The sequence below is a fragment of the Dehalococcoidales bacterium genome, assembly GCA_028716225.1.
Taxonomy (GTDB): domain Bacteria; phylum Chloroflexota; class Dehalococcoidia; order Dehalococcoidales; family UBA5760; genus UBA5760.
In genome coordinates this window covers 24,944-37,640 of record JAQUQE010000009.1, presented here as the reverse complement: position 1 = coordinate 37,640, position 12,697 = coordinate 24,944, and the positions used below count along the sequence as shown (strand labels likewise).

Sequence of the window (12,697 nt, the reverse complement as noted above, 5' to 3'; positions counted from 1 at the left end):
AGAAAAAAAGAAAACAGGCAAAAAGAACGGATAGATAAAGAGGCTGAATATTCAAATGAATCAGGAGGATTATTATAATGGTTAAAACAGGGAAATGTATTATCGGTATAGTTCTGACTCTGGTGCTGTTGCTGACCATGTGTCTGGCGACGGCTCTGCCGGTGAGCGCCGGCGGAATGGCTACAGTAGCTATCCCCAATGTCACTCTGGATGAAGACGCATCATTCACTCTTCCATTGAACATCTCTGGGTCATATAGCGACTTGAATGCTTTCAACATTGACCTTGTTGTCGATACCGACACCCTTACCCTGACAGGTGTCACATCGGGAAGTCTGACGGGAACCGGCTGGACATTCCTTATATCTGCCAGGCAGACCGGCGGGACCTACCCGGGTAAAGATTGGTGGGGAATAGTTGGCTATGCCGGTCCGGGTATTGGCGTGAACGGGGATGGTAGTATTGCCACCTTGGCTTTCACTGCCAACGAAACTTTCACTAATGGGGAGAACACCGCTCTTAACCTTGAAAACTGTACCCTGAGTGATAAAAATGCGGATCCGATAACCTCCACACTAGCCGATGGCACAGCGACCGTTGACTTGCTCGAAGTTGCCGCCGTTGATGTGGACGGCGATAACATACCCGCAGACAACGAAGGTTATGTGAATCCGGGTGCTGACGCGACGACATTCACCCTGACGCCTACGGTCACCGGCGGCTCCGGGACTTACAATACCTACGCGTGGACATTCGGCACTGACAGTTCAGGAACCACTGCAGCAGTCGCGCCTAGTGATGTCACCTATAGCTCTAACGGTACAAAGACTATCACACTCACGGTGACCGACAGCCACGGCAGCACCTCGACGTTTTCCGTGGGAACGATATCAGCCGAAATCTATGCTAACCTGGTGGCCGGTTTCTCGGGCACGCCGGAAAAAGGCATCGTAAAGTACGTGACCGATACCTGGGTAAGCACCACCCAGCATTCCAGCACAGTGGCCTTCACTGATGCTACCGCTGGCGGTAAGCCTGCCAATACCTATAGCTGGGACTTCAACAGTGATTCGACTGAGGACAGCGCAGTCGCCAACCCCAGCAAGAACTTCGCTGATTTTGCCAATGCTACTGGCGCCGGGTTTGAAGGGGCGGAGTACGACGTCGTGCTGACGGTAGACGACAGCCTGATAGCCGATGATGACGAGACCAAGGCTGACTACATCGCCATCTATGTTGCCGGTGACGTAAATGGAGACTTTGAACTTGGGGCTGCCGATCTCACCATGATAGCGCGGGTAATAGTTCTAATGGAAGGTGATACCTACGACTTTACCAGCGACACTAACGACGATGGCGCGATCAATGCCTTGGATATTACCGCAACGGCTCTTCTGGTGATCTAGAGACTCCAACTGTTAAATAGGGGGTAGGGCGCCTTCAATCACCCCGCTCCCTATTTAATAGGGCGCTACTCACGGCATATGCCCAGAGTGCTATAAAAAGGAGATGAACAAAATGACCGACCATATCGTTACCTTCGCACCGGCAAAAATCGCCCAGATCCGTGAAGCGGGTCGCAAGGCGCTGTCCCCCAATGAGTTCGCGCAGCTAAACGAGCTACTCAGCCAGCTGGCGATCTATGGACTTACCCCTTACATCAATGCTAACCTCGGCAGGCTGATGGCCAAGTTCGGCTGGGAACTGGAGATCTCAGAGTCCCCGGAGTGGGCGGAGGCGCTGATTGCCTGCGATGTGGCCTTCCTGGGGAGCGAATTGAAATCACTATGTCGGGAGAATGGCATGTCTGACTATGGCCATAAGAAGGAACTATGCCGGCGTCTTTACAATGCCAAAGTACCAGAGGTGGTGGATATCATGGGCCCGATTATCGAGAAGGGCAGTACGGCGGAGGCCGAGAAACAGCCGGGACAGGGCGAGCTAGAGAAGTTCGTACGTAGCTCTCCGATATTGTCATCCAACAGGTACACTATAAAGAAGCTGGATGAGTGGGATTTGCCGACGAAGCAATCCTATGTCAAGGCATATGATGGCAGGGACTGGGATAGGGTAAATAACTTGACCGGCGATCTCTCCGGCGGCGATGTGTACATAAGAAAAGTCACTCGGGAGCAACTTTATGATGTTATCAAGGAGCAACTGAGAGAGTCGAAGGAGGCTTAATATGGCCAAAAAACCGTTGTATCCTCACATACCCGGAAGTAAAAAGGTGCAGTTTCCCCATCGGGTAGGGGAGACAGGGCCGGCGCCGGGGCAAGATGACCTCTCCATACTTTATAAAACCATCGAAGCTGACCTGCATCGTGAGGGCGAGTACGACCCCGACGTTATTATGGCCAAGGTTATCACGGATGTCTTGGATGGCTACGAGGACAAAGCCGAGGCTCTCTATGATGCTGATGTAATGAGAAAGAACGCTGGTCGGCGCTATACCCCTGCCGGGTACGAAATAACCCCGGAGGTTATATTCCAGGCTGTCAAAGAGGCAGACGAACGCCATTACTTCGGCCCTATTCGACCGGAGCTTGTTGAGCAGACAGCGAAGGCCAGAAAACTGGCGCAGAAGGTGGCTATTACTGAAAAACACCCGGCATACCGGGAATATCAGGAACTCTGGAACCAGCTTAATTGGGCAGAGATCAGGGAAGTAAGAAAGAAGTCACCCGGACTTGTGGCTGGATACAGGGATTGAAGGAGGTAAACTATGGCTAAAAAACAACCATTATATCCGCATGTGCCTCAGAGCCAATTGCCCAGCAAAGGACCATTCCAATTTTATGCTGCTGATGCCGATGTTCCGATAAAGGTGTCCATCGAGGTTGAACCTATGTCTTTTCTAACCCGGAAACATGCGGAAGCGAACATACATTCAGCCTTGAGAATGGCCAATTGGATTTTTGAGAATCTTACCGCAGATGCTGCTAAAGCGTTGCGTGATAATCTCTCCACGAGGCTGGGGGAGTAGAAAGATGGCCAGACAGCCTTTATACCCCCACGTCCCCAAAAGCCGGAAGTCATCCCCGCAACTTGAAACTTTGCCCGCCGATGAGGTGTTGGAGAAGCAAATACGGGCAGCCAAAACGATTGATGACTTTCCTCTCTGGCGAGGTAAAGGCTATCGGGTTAACATCGAGAACTGGGGTATTCCCCGGGGCGCTACAGTTGCCGATATTATAAGATTTGAGGCGGAGGAGTTAGGCAACGAGCGGCACTTATCCGACGAGCAGCTGCGGATGCTGGAGAACTATCCGGCGAACAATGTTATCTGGATTGCGAGGTCTAAGGATGCGGCCGCCGAGTATCTCAGCGAGGGGATGACACGGAAGGGTGATATCACGGAATATGAGCCGTTCGACTTCGGCGCCGGCGCCCGGATTATAGACCTGGATTATACGGATGGCTATCTCGTCATGTACGGCGAGGCCATCAAACAAGCTAAAGCGAGGGGTATCAGGTGAGTAAATACCAGCCGCTTTACCCTCATGTTACGAAATCGCAGTCCCGCGAATGGACAGAAGCCGAGTTCAATAAACTATCGAAGCAACTGGCCGAAGATCAGCGAGGTGAACCTGAAAAGGCGATGCTGCGTATCCAGATGTCCCAGATAGCCCAACTCTATGGGTATATGGCAGAACACATCGGAGATTTGACGAATCGCATGGCTGAGGACCCCTCTTCCCTCCGTGGCGGTTACGAGTTCGTCAAGAAGAAGGTTGACCGTATACATGAGGTTATGGGCAACCGTTATGGTTATGAGCGTGAAGTGCGAGAGCAGATACATACTAACCTGCCTTATCTCAAAAATAAAGATGGCTCACCCAAGTATCGGAGTGAACGGGAGGCGCTGGAGAAGCTCAGGGAACTGGGCAAAGACTATGCAGAGGCACACAGTAGATTAACGGGAGCGAACCTGGCCCAGCGGACGGCGAGAGATGCCGCGGTTGATTTTGGTAACTGGTACTTCGCCGGTGCATTAAGACACGTAGACTACCTCAAGCACTACACGGATAAAGGCAGAGAGGCTTGGGAAGCGTATGCACTTTCGAGGGAAAAAGGGGGTCTATTCGGGTGATTTTAAAATGCTCGGCGGGTCATGTCTGGGATACAGAAGATTTGCAGACAAAGATTGAGCACAATCCCATGGAGCCAGGCAAAAGGTGCCCTATGGTGATGTCCTACGATAGGATGTCAGGTTCAACATATTGTCGGCGCGTCCTCAAAGAAGTAAAATCAAAGTGAGGGGTCAAAAGAGATGGCTAGTGTGACTGACAGGATAAAAAAATCGGTCGAGGCGTTGGATAAAAAGCAGCTAAAGCAGGCGCTCTACCTTACCACTAAACGTGGGCTGGAACGTCATCATGGTTATGTCGAAGAGGCAGCCCGGAAGTGCCTGGCCAACAAGGATGCCCCCGACTCATCTGCCTGCGACCTGGCAATCAAGACTGCCCGGGACAAGCTACAGGCGACCATCACTGTACCAATGGAAACCACTGACATGGAGGGTCTGGAAGACTACTTAAAACCGTCAAAAGAGGTGGAAAATATGCCGGAAAATATGCCAGTTCAGGCTGAAAAAACCGATGAAGAACTGTATGCTGAATGTGCCGAGTGCCATGTGGCTGACGCCGTGGTGAAGTTCGTCAATATCAGCCAGCACGACTGTAATGGAGAAACCGGCAAGGCTATCCAGCCACTCCTCCAGGATGAGACTACGCCCCCGGAGAAGTGGCTTAAAACCATGCGTGAGGTGGCTGGCAAGGATGGATGCGGCCAGGAAGCGTATAAAGAGGTACTGGGGGATTTGGAGGACTATCTTAAAGAGCAAGACAGCGAGATTCTGAAAAAAGCTAACAAGGAGGTTTAACATGGCTAACCATTACAACTTGGCCTTTGTCGAAGAAACTGATATAAAACGGTTTCCACGAAAGGCTCAAGGGATGTCGGATGCGGAATATCAGAAAATGTTTCCCAATGCCTTGATGGTTTACAATGCGCCTTCTGTGCAGGCCGAGGGGATGTGGTCCGGTAAAAAACCTTTGCCTAAAATTGGTGATAAAGTAACCATCAATTTTAACCAACTGGGCACTGGTATTGTAGAGAGCTACTTTATTGAGGATGAGTGGCTTGGGGTCAGGGTAAGACTTGATAACGAACCAGAGTGGCACAAAAAGCAAAACCCTGGCCGGCCCTATGCCCTTGTCTTCGGTCTGGAATTAGACCCTGTTGAGGCGACAGTTAAAGGGCCTCTATACCCGCACGTACCGAATAAAAAACAGGTAAAATACCCTCACCGGAAGTAATCTATGGCTGAATACGAAACGGGTCCAGAGGCCAAACAGCGTCTTGTTTTAGACTGCGCAATAAAAGGTGAATTGGGGCTATCGCGGGGTAGAGCAGCGGCAGCTCGCCTGGCTCATAACCAGGAGGTCGGTGGTTCAAATCCATCCCCCGCTACCATTCCCCCTCTTGACAAATACCCATTCGTTGTTTTATCATAGAAATGCGTCTGGTAATAACCAGTGCAAGGGTCGCCGCCCTCGTAATTGAGGTGACAACGAAAAAAGGAGAATGACAATGGCGGGAATTTTATTGACCAATGCCGGCAATGCCATCCTCTATAACTCCGTTCCGTGGTCGCACCGTTTGGTGAGCCTCAAATCTCAGAGTTTCCCCAAAGGCGCCGTGCCAAATCATCTTCGCCAGTATCTTTTCTCAAAAGGTGGTGTCCCAGCGACATGCGCCAGAGAGACCGCTGGCAAGAGCGGTGCCGCACGAATTATCAGCATGAACAGCTGCGTAAGCGCGGCCCTCGGCAGGAAACGGTCAGCCTGACCCAAGCTGAATATTATTAGCTGAAAGATACGCTCAAGAGTAAAATCTTGGGCGTATCTGTTTTAAAGGGGGTGAATGTAGATGTCGGATGAACTGGTAATCTCAGTACGCAAATCCCGGAAAGGCAGGCCGACGCCCTGGCTGGACGGATATCGGGAAAAATTCAAAGTGGCTGCCAAAGAAGCGGCAGCCGAACTTCAGGACACGGAACTAAGGGGCGCGGCGAGGGTAATTAAGTTTAACTCTCTGGTAAGGGAGAAGTTGAAGGCTCCGTCTCAGTAGCCGGGATCGGTATAGCCATAAAGCCGGTGTTGCCCAATACTACCACGTCATGGTAGCTCACTCTTTGAAGAGTTACCTTTCCCCGGGCGTTTTTCTCCGAACTATCTAAAAGCACGTCACGAAAAGTAGTAGTCTGGCCGTTAGTTTCATAACCGCCGCACTGGAAGTTCATCATCTTCTTGGCACTCAGGATGGTTACATCGTAGGCAAGACACTTGCTGTATTCCTCCGGTATCATCAGTTGTCCATCCGGTTTGGCTGTCCACTCTTTAGCTTTGTTTGCCACTTTCTGCCTCCATCAATCTACTTATAAGTTTTTTCTTATCTCCGCCGGTGGCCAGCCCCAGATCGCGGCACATCTGGCGGAGATCGTTCATGGTGAATTTCTTGTCCGTCTCAATGACCTTCTCGTAGTCCTCTTCTGACACACCGTAGCGGGCCAGGCGCTGCGTGGTACTGAGTTCCGATACCGCGGGTTTGCCTTTCAACTGCTCGAGGGTAAAAGAGGCCCTTCCCAGGGTAAACACCGCCCGGTATTCAAGATACTGTACCTTGGCCTCTTCCAACTCCTTGACAGGTACGGCGGGATATCGTTTGTTGATCTCGGTGGCGTACTCGCGCCACCTGGTTACCGGGACGCCCTTCGGGTCCTCGACCGTGAATGAGGTCAGGATGCCGGTGACCGGGGAATAGTGGGGTATAATGCGAAACTTATCGGGTCTGGGTTCCTCTGCTGTCTTCGGCATAAACTACCTCACAGGCTCAAGCTGAAAGTAGGTCTTATCCTGGAACTCTGACTGCGGCTCGGTAATCTTGATCTTACCCTTTTCCTGGGCCAGTTTCAATAGCCGCCATGAGGAGTGGTTGAGCGAGCCGGTCAGTATAGGCTTATTCCCGGCTGCCTCAACCAGCTTTTTCACCATATCGCCGGCATAGCCCTTTCCCTGGTGTTTGTCTTCTACCTTGATATAGCCGATGCGCACGTAATCCGGGTGTTCATCGTAGCCCAGCCAGCCGGCGATCTCTCCGGTGGGGGTGATAACCTGGATTAAGTACGCCTTGACGTTGGGGGGCAGAGGCTCTTTCGGAGTATAGGGAACGATGCGCACTGTCGAATATGATGCTCTTACTTTATTAAGCTGTTTTCTGGCATCTTCCAATGAATAAACTCCGAAACTGGTGCCGGTGACGGGATCGGTTAGAAGATGGAACTTGAATACGCCTTTATCATACTGGGGGCCGGTATAATCAACGCCGATTGCTTTGGCGATGGCCTTCCCCTCATCCTCGATAGAGGTGGTTTCCTTGAGGTAGCTTGGGAGAATTTTCCAGTGTTTTCGGTCGCTGTATATTCGCTTGATTTTATCCTGGTCAATAGGGTCCTGCATATCGAATACAATTTGCTTCTCTTCCCCGGCATACAGACTCAGCCAGAGGTCAACGATGTACCGGTCATCTATTACGGCAAAATCATGGCCGCCAACGATGGAGATCGGCCTATAAGAGTAACCGGGTATATCTTCAACGGAAAATCCGTAGACCTGGCCTCGGCCTAATCTCTCAACCACATACCAGGCGCAATTAGTGCATTGCCCCATTTCCAGACCGGATGGGAGATGGGCGGCACCTTCGGGGTCATAGCAGATACCGCAGGTCCTTTCGTCTTTGAACATCTCGGTAAGTTGAGCCTTCGTTATTAAGGTACTTTGCGGACTCTCGCGTTCTACCAGTAATGAAGCGCCGCCTTCCACCCCCTCAATTCCGGCAATCATCCGGGTGGACACGCCGCGGATGGCAGCCAGGTTCTTCTCGAGTACGGATTTATCTTTTGACCAGAGAGCTACATAGGGGAATGATCTGGTGCCTGTATCGAAGCCGAAATGACTACCCACGACAAATGCAGAAGACTCGGCGATGGTCTCGGCATCGGCCCGGGGTATCCCCAGCACCCTCTCTGTGTAATAGTGTGCTAATTCATGCAGAAGTGTTTTCAACTGTTGCGCCCGGGGCTCATCCCCTTTGACCCAGATAAGGGTACCGGAAAGCATACCCTTGATGTCCGGTGATAGTTCCGGTCGAGGATTAAACTCTACGGTCAGGTTATTCTTCTTGGCCAGCGCCATGGCGCGGTTGAAGAGGTCTTCGTTCACCTCTCCGCTGAGGGTCGGCACCTCTACCCTGGGCAATTCCTTACCCTGGGTCTGGGAGACATCGAAAACATAGACCACCTTGAAGTAGGTTGGGGCTAGAACCCTCTCCTCGCCCTTCATAGCACCTTGAGTATGTAAATATCTTTCGGCCTGGCCACGTGTATCATAGAGCGGCTGGAGCAGGGTTGGGGGTACAACATCGGCGCCGCCAGAGCGGACCAGGTAAACGCCGTATCTTTCGCCGACACGGCGGATCGCCCACTCGGTGTCATGGCGTATCCATCGGGACTCCCCTCCGGGGGCAAAGCAGGGAGCGAGAATCATGATACCCTTCTCGCCAGCCTTGACGGACCTGCTCAGGTCTCTCCATGTGTTGAAGCCGGCTACCTGAGTGGCGGCCGGTCGCTGCAGCATGATAAGTATCTGGTTACCGATAGAATAGTCGTGGAACTTGGCCATGGTCATCAGGAACTGGCGGAAAACGTCGCTGTTCTGGATGCTCTCCACGCCCTGGCGGAGGCGGTTCATCACGTCGTCGAGCTTGCGTTCTCTGGTCTCGGGCTCCACGGCAAAGGAGTAATCAGGCATGGGTATGCCGAACCAGGAAATGAAAGGGAAGTCCTGCGGCCGTACAGACTGGCAGGGATCGCCGGTAGGCAGGGAGACCATGCTGGGCGTGTAGTGTATATTCGGATAGTGGCTAACCCGGTAGCGTATATTAGGATATGACATTGTTATTTACCTCCGCAGCATTTTCTTAGACGTTCAGGGAGGGATTGTTCGTGTCGTTTTTCCATGCGCTGGCTGAGTACCAGGTGAAGGGGGCAATAGGACTCGCCCGGCAAGGCCGGCATAGGGCATCGCTGGGCCCGGGGTGAACCGGCAGGTTTAGTTTCAGCTTGACATTGTTGCATACTCAGATTCTAGCACTCCCGCCAAGATTGGTAAAGATGAGACGATCATCTGGACCAATAACCTTGAGGCGTGATTTATATTGAAGTACCTTTGATTTTGCGAATATGCAATCCCCCGCAGTGGTCATAACATGGCCATTATAATAACCGATGAGACGATCATCTGTACCAATGACCTTGAGGATGGCCTTGCATACTCTGCACTCTATCTTAGCCATTTTCCTCTCCTTTCAATTATCCTATACGATACTGGCCATGTTTTAAACCCATCCTGTTATATCCTTCTCCTTATCAAGTATGAGATGTGGGTTAAAAAACAATAAATCTCCGGGTAGTCCTTCTTTGGCGGCACAGTAGTAAACGCCCAGTCCATCAGGATAGTCAAAATCATAAATTTTTGAATAACCCTGCCTTTTACCCTCACAAATTGTGAGTTCCTCAAATTTATCCCGTGTTAGAATACCTCCTGGAGCTAAGTCGCTTTTCTCAAATCTCAGAGGTATCTCTGGGAATGTTTTGCGAGTAGCCGAAAGAAATGCGCCAGCCGGGACTTTGGGGTTGGCATCACTAAGGTCAAAAATCAGTCTATCCGGTTCCTCTCCGGTTTCCTGTTTCCATTTCTTTATCCATGATTCCGGGACTTCGATTTTACCATCTTGTATAATGCACTCTATTTTCATCTTGATCTCCTTTCAGTATTGTCCGTGGTCGGATTTATTTATCGTTTCTATCAGTATAATTGTGGTGTAGACATAGGAAAATTGTAATCAGAGTGCAGATGAGACAGAAAGCAAAGCCGCACCAGAGATAAAATGTTACCTGATTAACAATGTGCCATCCCCAAGTTCTAGTTCCAGCTATAGCCCCCAATATGCAAACTCCAGCAGGAGCTAATACTAACATCCAGAACCCTCCAAGATGTATAAGCAGTTCCTTACCTTGACATAGTAGATACTGTGAAAATGTTTGTTTTTGGTTCATTTTACTTTCCCTCCTTACACTTACTTCTATATTTGCGACACAGACCACTTGATGTTCGATGTCGGCAATAATGATTATTTACGGATAAAACTCATATCCTTCCTTATCTGAAATGATATTTTGCCGAAGAAGAAAGAAGCTAATTTTGTGGCACCTCACACACTTCTGGAATACCAACATAACACCTTCGCTCCTAATTCCTTTAAATTGTGGTCTAGGCATGTTAGAAGTGTCCCATTTGTGGAATCCGATTAAACAAAGAAGACGTTTCATCTTTCCCTCCGATTATCTTTTATGATACTTTTTACTTATCTTTCCCAACATTCCCTACAAAAATGTTCCCCCATAAAGTGCTTTTTATGTTTTTCACAAATTGCTTTATTGCAACGGTCACAATGATAATGAGCTGCCTTTCCACATTCGGCGCATTTAGGATAGCGGTGGAATCTACCGTCGTAACCTAATTCCATCACAAATTGCTTTCCCAATTAGCACTCCTATTTTCCCTTCAATTATCTTGGAAGATAATTTCATCTAAGCTCTTCGCAGATGGAATGTTAATTAGTAACTTCCGCTACCGCTTCGCTGACGGTCTGCGTAATCTGCTCTTTTAAATGCCTGTGTTTCTTTATGTTGGCAGAAGTAACGAAGTTCACATGAAGATGGGTATTGCACTCGGCAAAGACTTTGCGCATTGTCCCAATTTAAGCAATTAGGTACTCCCTTATCGCAGGCGTCCTCTACAGCAGCGGTGCACATATCGTTGTCTCCCTTGCTACAACACCATTCACGATAATTGCATTTAATATCCATCGCCCTTACTCCTTTGTGTTTAACCTCTCTTATACGCTAGCAAAATTCATAACGAGCATCGAATTGTTTCTCTGGACCATCTCCCCAGCTCTCATCGAACTCATCTATCTTGTCCTGATCACCAGACTCCTCTGCTTCACGTTGTTTGGCAATCCAATCCACTTTCGGGTCAAAAGCCTCACGGATAAGGGTGCCCAAAGGCCCCCTGGGGTCGGTATACCGACAGTATTCGGGATGCTGGTGCCCGGGGTTATTGGGGTCTTCGGCCTCAAATTCTGCGTCAGCCCCACGATATGGTTCGCAGATTTCATCCAATAGCGCCAGGGCGGTCTGATTGGTCCTCATCTTAAGCGCCATATCAGCCATGCGTCCCATAGCTCTTCCGACATAGTGATTACCCATCTAAGTATCCTCCTGATAGTCTTTAGCTTCCTGCTCTTTCGTAGGGCTCCACCAGCGCCGGAGCATGGTATCGGCTTTGTCGAACGGTCGGTTTATCAGTGCCCAAGTCAGGTCGGTCGGCCAGTTGTAACCACCCTTGAGGAATAACGATTCAAGCATAGGCACCAGTGCCGGGGGAATATCCGCAACCTTATCTATCCCGCTCTCGTAGAGTAGTTTCGCTCCCCAGTAGCAGGGATAGCAGACCGGGCCGGCAGCCCAGTTCTCCCACTCTACCGGACGGCCGCAGGCGATACACTTGCCCATTTTCTTACGGCTTGGCATTGGACTTCTTCATCTTCTTTTGTAGCCAACTACCTTCTTCGGGATAGAATAATTCATTATCGTGATCCACAAAGAGTTCCATTTTCCTGAAGAATGGCCACCGTAGATTGAAAATTAGCCACCTTTCCCATGTGATGTTTTTCAGGCTGGTCTTTGACCACCAGATAAAAACAAACTCCTTATCCCTGAAATTAAATACCGGTAAGAAGTAGGCACCGGGCAGAATTTCGACCTTTACCGACACTATTGTTCCCCCTTGCATCTTGGGCACAGCTTATTCAGACCATGCCTCTTTTTTAATTGTAATTCTCTTGCCCGGGCTTCCTGGGGGCTATCAAAGTGCTCGGTAAGGACACATTCAAAGTTATTGCCGTGAGCCATAGCGTAGGCTACCAGCTTACTGCCGTTGCCGGCGCGGTGTGTGTCGATACGCTCGGCGGCGGTGAACTTGGTATAGCCCACGTAATGCCGGGCTTTCCCCCAGTACGGGCGTTCAAAGTGCAGCAGATAAACATCAGCCATTAAAGCACCTGTCTATCGGGTGGGAGGCTCTCGTTTTTAGGTCCGATAGTAGCGGGGATACGCTGCTTACGGAGTGCGAACATGCCCTTTAATTCCGGGTAGTTAAACATAATGAACCTGGCGTAAAAGGCGGTGTAATTGTTGTTGAGCTTAAATTCCTTATCCCCATCGTGATGCTCCCGCTTTCGCAATCCGATCTCCCAGCGGACCCGCTCGAAGAGGGCTTTCATTCCTATCCTGGCATTTATACCCCGGGCGTCCCGCCATTCGTGAGCATATCTTACCAGGAGACGATAGACCTCCGGGTTAGAGTTGTGGAACTCCCAGAATTTCTTTTCGATTATCCCCATGTAACCATCGGGTAGAGGGAAGAGGGGACCATGGGGACGCCGGGGGCGCTTCTTTGCCAGTGAGACGTACTGCTGTTTTCCGAACAGGTTTTTCTGCTGTACCATA

20 protein-coding genes and 1 tRNA gene are annotated in these 12,697 nt (G+C 50.2%); 11 read left to right on the top strand and 10 right to left on the bottom strand.

Features of this window, described 5'->3' with window-relative positions; all coding sequences use genetic code 11:
- Positions 1-77 precede the first annotated feature (77 nt).
- The 11 genes from PHI12_06690 to PHI12_06640 all read left to right on the top strand — a co-directional run bounded on the left by PHI12_06690 (position 78) and on the right by PHI12_06640 (position 6,135).
- Complete coding sequence (locus PHI12_06690) at positions 78-1,406, top strand: cohesin domain-containing protein (protein ID MDD5510476.1); 1,329 nt, start codon at positions 78-80, stop codon at positions 1,404-1,406.
- Positions 1,407-1,518: 112 nt separating this feature from the next.
- Positions 1,519-2,184: a hypothetical protein gene (locus PHI12_06685; GenBank protein MDD5510475.1), complete on the top strand. Its 666-nt coding sequence runs from the start codon at positions 1,519-1,521 to the stop codon at positions 2,182-2,184.
- 1 nt (position 2,185) lies between these two features.
- Positions 2,186-2,713: a hypothetical protein gene (locus PHI12_06680; protein ID MDD5510474.1), complete on the top strand. Its 528-nt coding sequence runs from the start codon at positions 2,186-2,188 to the stop codon at positions 2,711-2,713.
- A 12-nt stretch (positions 2,714-2,725) separates the two neighbouring features.
- The gene (locus PHI12_06675; protein ID MDD5510473.1) at positions 2,726-2,986 is read left to right on the top strand and encodes a hypothetical protein; all 261 of its coding nucleotides are present in this window, start codon (positions 2,726-2,728) and stop codon (positions 2,984-2,986) included.
- Positions 2,987-2,990: 4 nt separating this feature from the next.
- Positions 2,991-3,479, top strand: a complete 489-nt coding sequence (locus tag PHI12_06670) for a hypothetical protein (GenBank protein ID MDD5510472.1) — start codon at positions 2,991-2,993, stop codon at positions 3,477-3,479.
- On the top strand, positions 3,476-4,093 hold the full coding sequence (locus tag PHI12_06665; protein ID MDD5510471.1) for a hypothetical protein: 618 nt from the start codon (positions 3,476-3,478) through the stop codon (positions 4,091-4,093). Before PHI12_06670 ends, PHI12_06665 begins: the two co-directional genes overlap by 4 nt.
- 180 nt (positions 4,094-4,273) lie before the next feature.
- Entirely contained in the window at positions 4,274-4,885 is a 612-nt protein-coding gene (locus PHI12_06660; GenBank protein ID MDD5510470.1) for a hypothetical protein, read from the top strand.
- Position 4,886: 1 nt separating this feature from the next.
- Positions 4,887-5,321, top strand: a complete 435-nt coding sequence (locus PHI12_06655) for a hypothetical protein (protein MDD5510469.1) — start codon at positions 4,887-4,889, stop codon at positions 5,319-5,321.
- A gap of 82 nt (positions 5,322-5,403) precedes the next feature.
- Positions 5,404-5,478: transfer RNA gene (locus PHI12_06650), tRNA-Met, on the top strand.
- A 117-nt stretch (positions 5,479-5,595) separates the two neighbouring features.
- Positions 5,596-5,853 (top strand): hypothetical protein, encoded by a 258-nt coding sequence (locus PHI12_06645; GenBank protein ID MDD5510468.1) that lies wholly within the window; start codon positions 5,596-5,598, stop codon positions 5,851-5,853.
- Positions 5,854-5,934: 81 nt separating this feature from the next.
- The gene (locus PHI12_06640; GenBank protein MDD5510467.1) at positions 5,935-6,135 is read left to right on the top strand and encodes a hypothetical protein; all 201 of its coding nucleotides are present in this window, start codon (positions 5,935-5,937) and stop codon (positions 6,133-6,135) included.
- Here PHI12_06640 and PHI12_06635 read toward each other — a convergent pair.
- The 10 genes from PHI12_06635 to PHI12_06590 all read right to left on the bottom strand — a co-directional run bounded on the left by PHI12_06635 (position 6,092) and on the right by PHI12_06590 (position 12,696).
- Complete coding sequence (locus PHI12_06635) at positions 6,092-6,421, bottom strand: hypothetical protein (GenBank protein ID MDD5510466.1); 330 nt, start codon at positions 6,419-6,421, stop codon at positions 6,092-6,094. The genes PHI12_06640 and PHI12_06635 overlap by 44 nt on opposite strands.
- Complete coding sequence (locus tag PHI12_06630) at positions 6,405-6,881, bottom strand: SAP domain-containing protein (GenBank protein ID MDD5510465.1); 477 nt, start codon at positions 6,879-6,881, stop codon at positions 6,405-6,407. The genes PHI12_06635 and PHI12_06630 overlap by 17 nt, the downstream gene beginning before the upstream one ends.
- 3 nt (positions 6,882-6,884) lie before the next feature.
- Positions 6,885-9,017, bottom strand: a complete 2,133-nt coding sequence (locus PHI12_06625; protein ID MDD5510464.1) for an ArdC-like ssDNA-binding domain-containing protein — start codon at positions 9,015-9,017, stop codon at positions 6,885-6,887.
- A gap of 184 nt (positions 9,018-9,201) precedes the next feature.
- Entirely contained in the window at positions 9,202-9,417 is a 216-nt protein-coding gene (locus PHI12_06620; GenBank protein ID MDD5510463.1) for a hypothetical protein, read from the bottom strand.
- Positions 9,418-9,459: 42 nt separating this feature from the next.
- Complete coding sequence (locus PHI12_06615; GenBank protein MDD5510462.1) at positions 9,460-9,879, bottom strand: hypothetical protein; 420 nt, start codon at positions 9,877-9,879, stop codon at positions 9,460-9,462.
- 1,150 nt (positions 9,880-11,029) lie between these two features.
- On the bottom strand, positions 11,030-11,395 hold the full coding sequence (locus PHI12_06610) for a hypothetical protein (protein ID MDD5510461.1): 366 nt from the start codon (positions 11,393-11,395) through the stop codon (positions 11,030-11,032).
- Positions 11,396-11,719 carry a hypothetical protein gene (locus tag PHI12_06605; GenBank protein ID MDD5510460.1) on the bottom strand — a complete coding sequence of 108 codons (324 nt, stop codon included), beginning with the start codon at positions 11,717-11,719 and terminating at the stop codon, positions 11,396-11,398.
- Positions 11,706-11,963 (bottom strand): hypothetical protein, encoded by a 258-nt coding sequence (locus PHI12_06600; protein MDD5510459.1) that lies wholly within the window; start codon positions 11,961-11,963, stop codon positions 11,706-11,708. Before PHI12_06600 ends, PHI12_06605 begins: the two co-directional genes overlap by 14 nt.
- Positions 11,963-12,241, bottom strand: coding sequence for a GIY-YIG nuclease family protein (locus tag PHI12_06595; GenBank protein ID MDD5510458.1), 279 nt, complete (start codon positions 12,239-12,241; stop codon positions 11,963-11,965). Before PHI12_06595 ends, PHI12_06600 begins: the two co-directional genes overlap by 1 nt.
- The gene (locus PHI12_06590) at positions 12,241-12,696 is read right to left on the bottom strand and encodes a hypothetical protein (GenBank protein ID MDD5510457.1); all 456 of its coding nucleotides are present in this window, start codon (positions 12,694-12,696) and stop codon (positions 12,241-12,243) included. The genes PHI12_06595 and PHI12_06590 overlap by 1 nt, the downstream gene beginning before the upstream one ends.
- Between the last annotated feature and the right edge of the window lies 1 nt (position 12,697).

Coding starts and splice junctions, on each gene's coding strand:
- PHI12_06690 (MDD5510476.1), top strand. CDS start 78: ATGGTTAAAACAGGGAAATGTATTATCGGTATAGTTCTGACTCTGGTG.
- PHI12_06685 (MDD5510475.1), top strand. CDS start 1,519: ATGACCGACCATATCGTTACCTTCGCACCGGCAAAAATCGCCCAGATC.
- PHI12_06680 (MDD5510474.1), top strand. CDS start 2,186: ATGGCCAAAAAACCGTTGTATCCTCACATACCCGGAAGTAAAAAGGTG.
- PHI12_06675 (MDD5510473.1), top strand. CDS start 2,726: ATGGCTAAAAAACAACCATTATATCCGCATGTGCCTCAGAGCCAATTG.
- PHI12_06670 (MDD5510472.1), top strand. CDS start 2,991: ATGGCCAGACAGCCTTTATACCCCCACGTCCCCAAAAGCCGGAAGTCA.
- PHI12_06660 (MDD5510470.1), top strand. CDS start 4,274: ATGGCTAGTGTGACTGACAGGATAAAAAAATCGGTCGAGGCGTTGGAT.
- PHI12_06655 (MDD5510469.1), top strand. CDS start 4,887: ATGGCTAACCATTACAACTTGGCCTTTGTCGAAGAAACTGATATAAAA.
- PHI12_06645 (MDD5510468.1), top strand. CDS start 5,596: ATGGCGGGAATTTTATTGACCAATGCCGGCAATGCCATCCTCTATAAC.
- PHI12_06640 (MDD5510467.1), top strand. CDS start 5,935: ATGTCGGATGAACTGGTAATCTCAGTACGCAAATCCCGGAAAGGCAGG.
- PHI12_06630 (MDD5510465.1), bottom strand. CDS start 6,881: ATGCCGAAGACAGCAGAGGAACCCAGACCCGATAAGTTTCGCATTATA.
- PHI12_06625 (MDD5510464.1), bottom strand. CDS start 9,017: ATGTCATATCCTAATATACGCTACCGGGTTAGCCACTATCCGAATATA.
- PHI12_06620 (MDD5510463.1), bottom strand. CDS start 9,417: ATGGCTAAGATAGAGTGCAGAGTATGCAAGGCCATCCTCAAGGTCATT.
- PHI12_06615 (MDD5510462.1), bottom strand. CDS start 9,879: ATGAAAATAGAGTGCATTATACAAGATGGTAAAATCGAAGTCCCGGAA.
- PHI12_06610 (MDD5510461.1), bottom strand. CDS start 11,395: ATGGGTAATCACTATGTCGGAAGAGCTATGGGACGCATGGCTGATATG.
- PHI12_06605 (MDD5510460.1), bottom strand. CDS start 11,719: ATGCCAAGCCGTAAGAAAATGGGCAAGTGTATCGCCTGCGGCCGTCCG.
- PHI12_06595 (MDD5510458.1), bottom strand. CDS start 12,241: ATGGCTGATGTTTATCTGCTGCACTTTGAACGCCCGTACTGGGGGAAA.
- PHI12_06590 (MDD5510457.1), bottom strand. CDS start 12,696: ATGGTACAGCAGAAAAACCTGTTCGGAAAACAGCAGTACGTCTCACTG.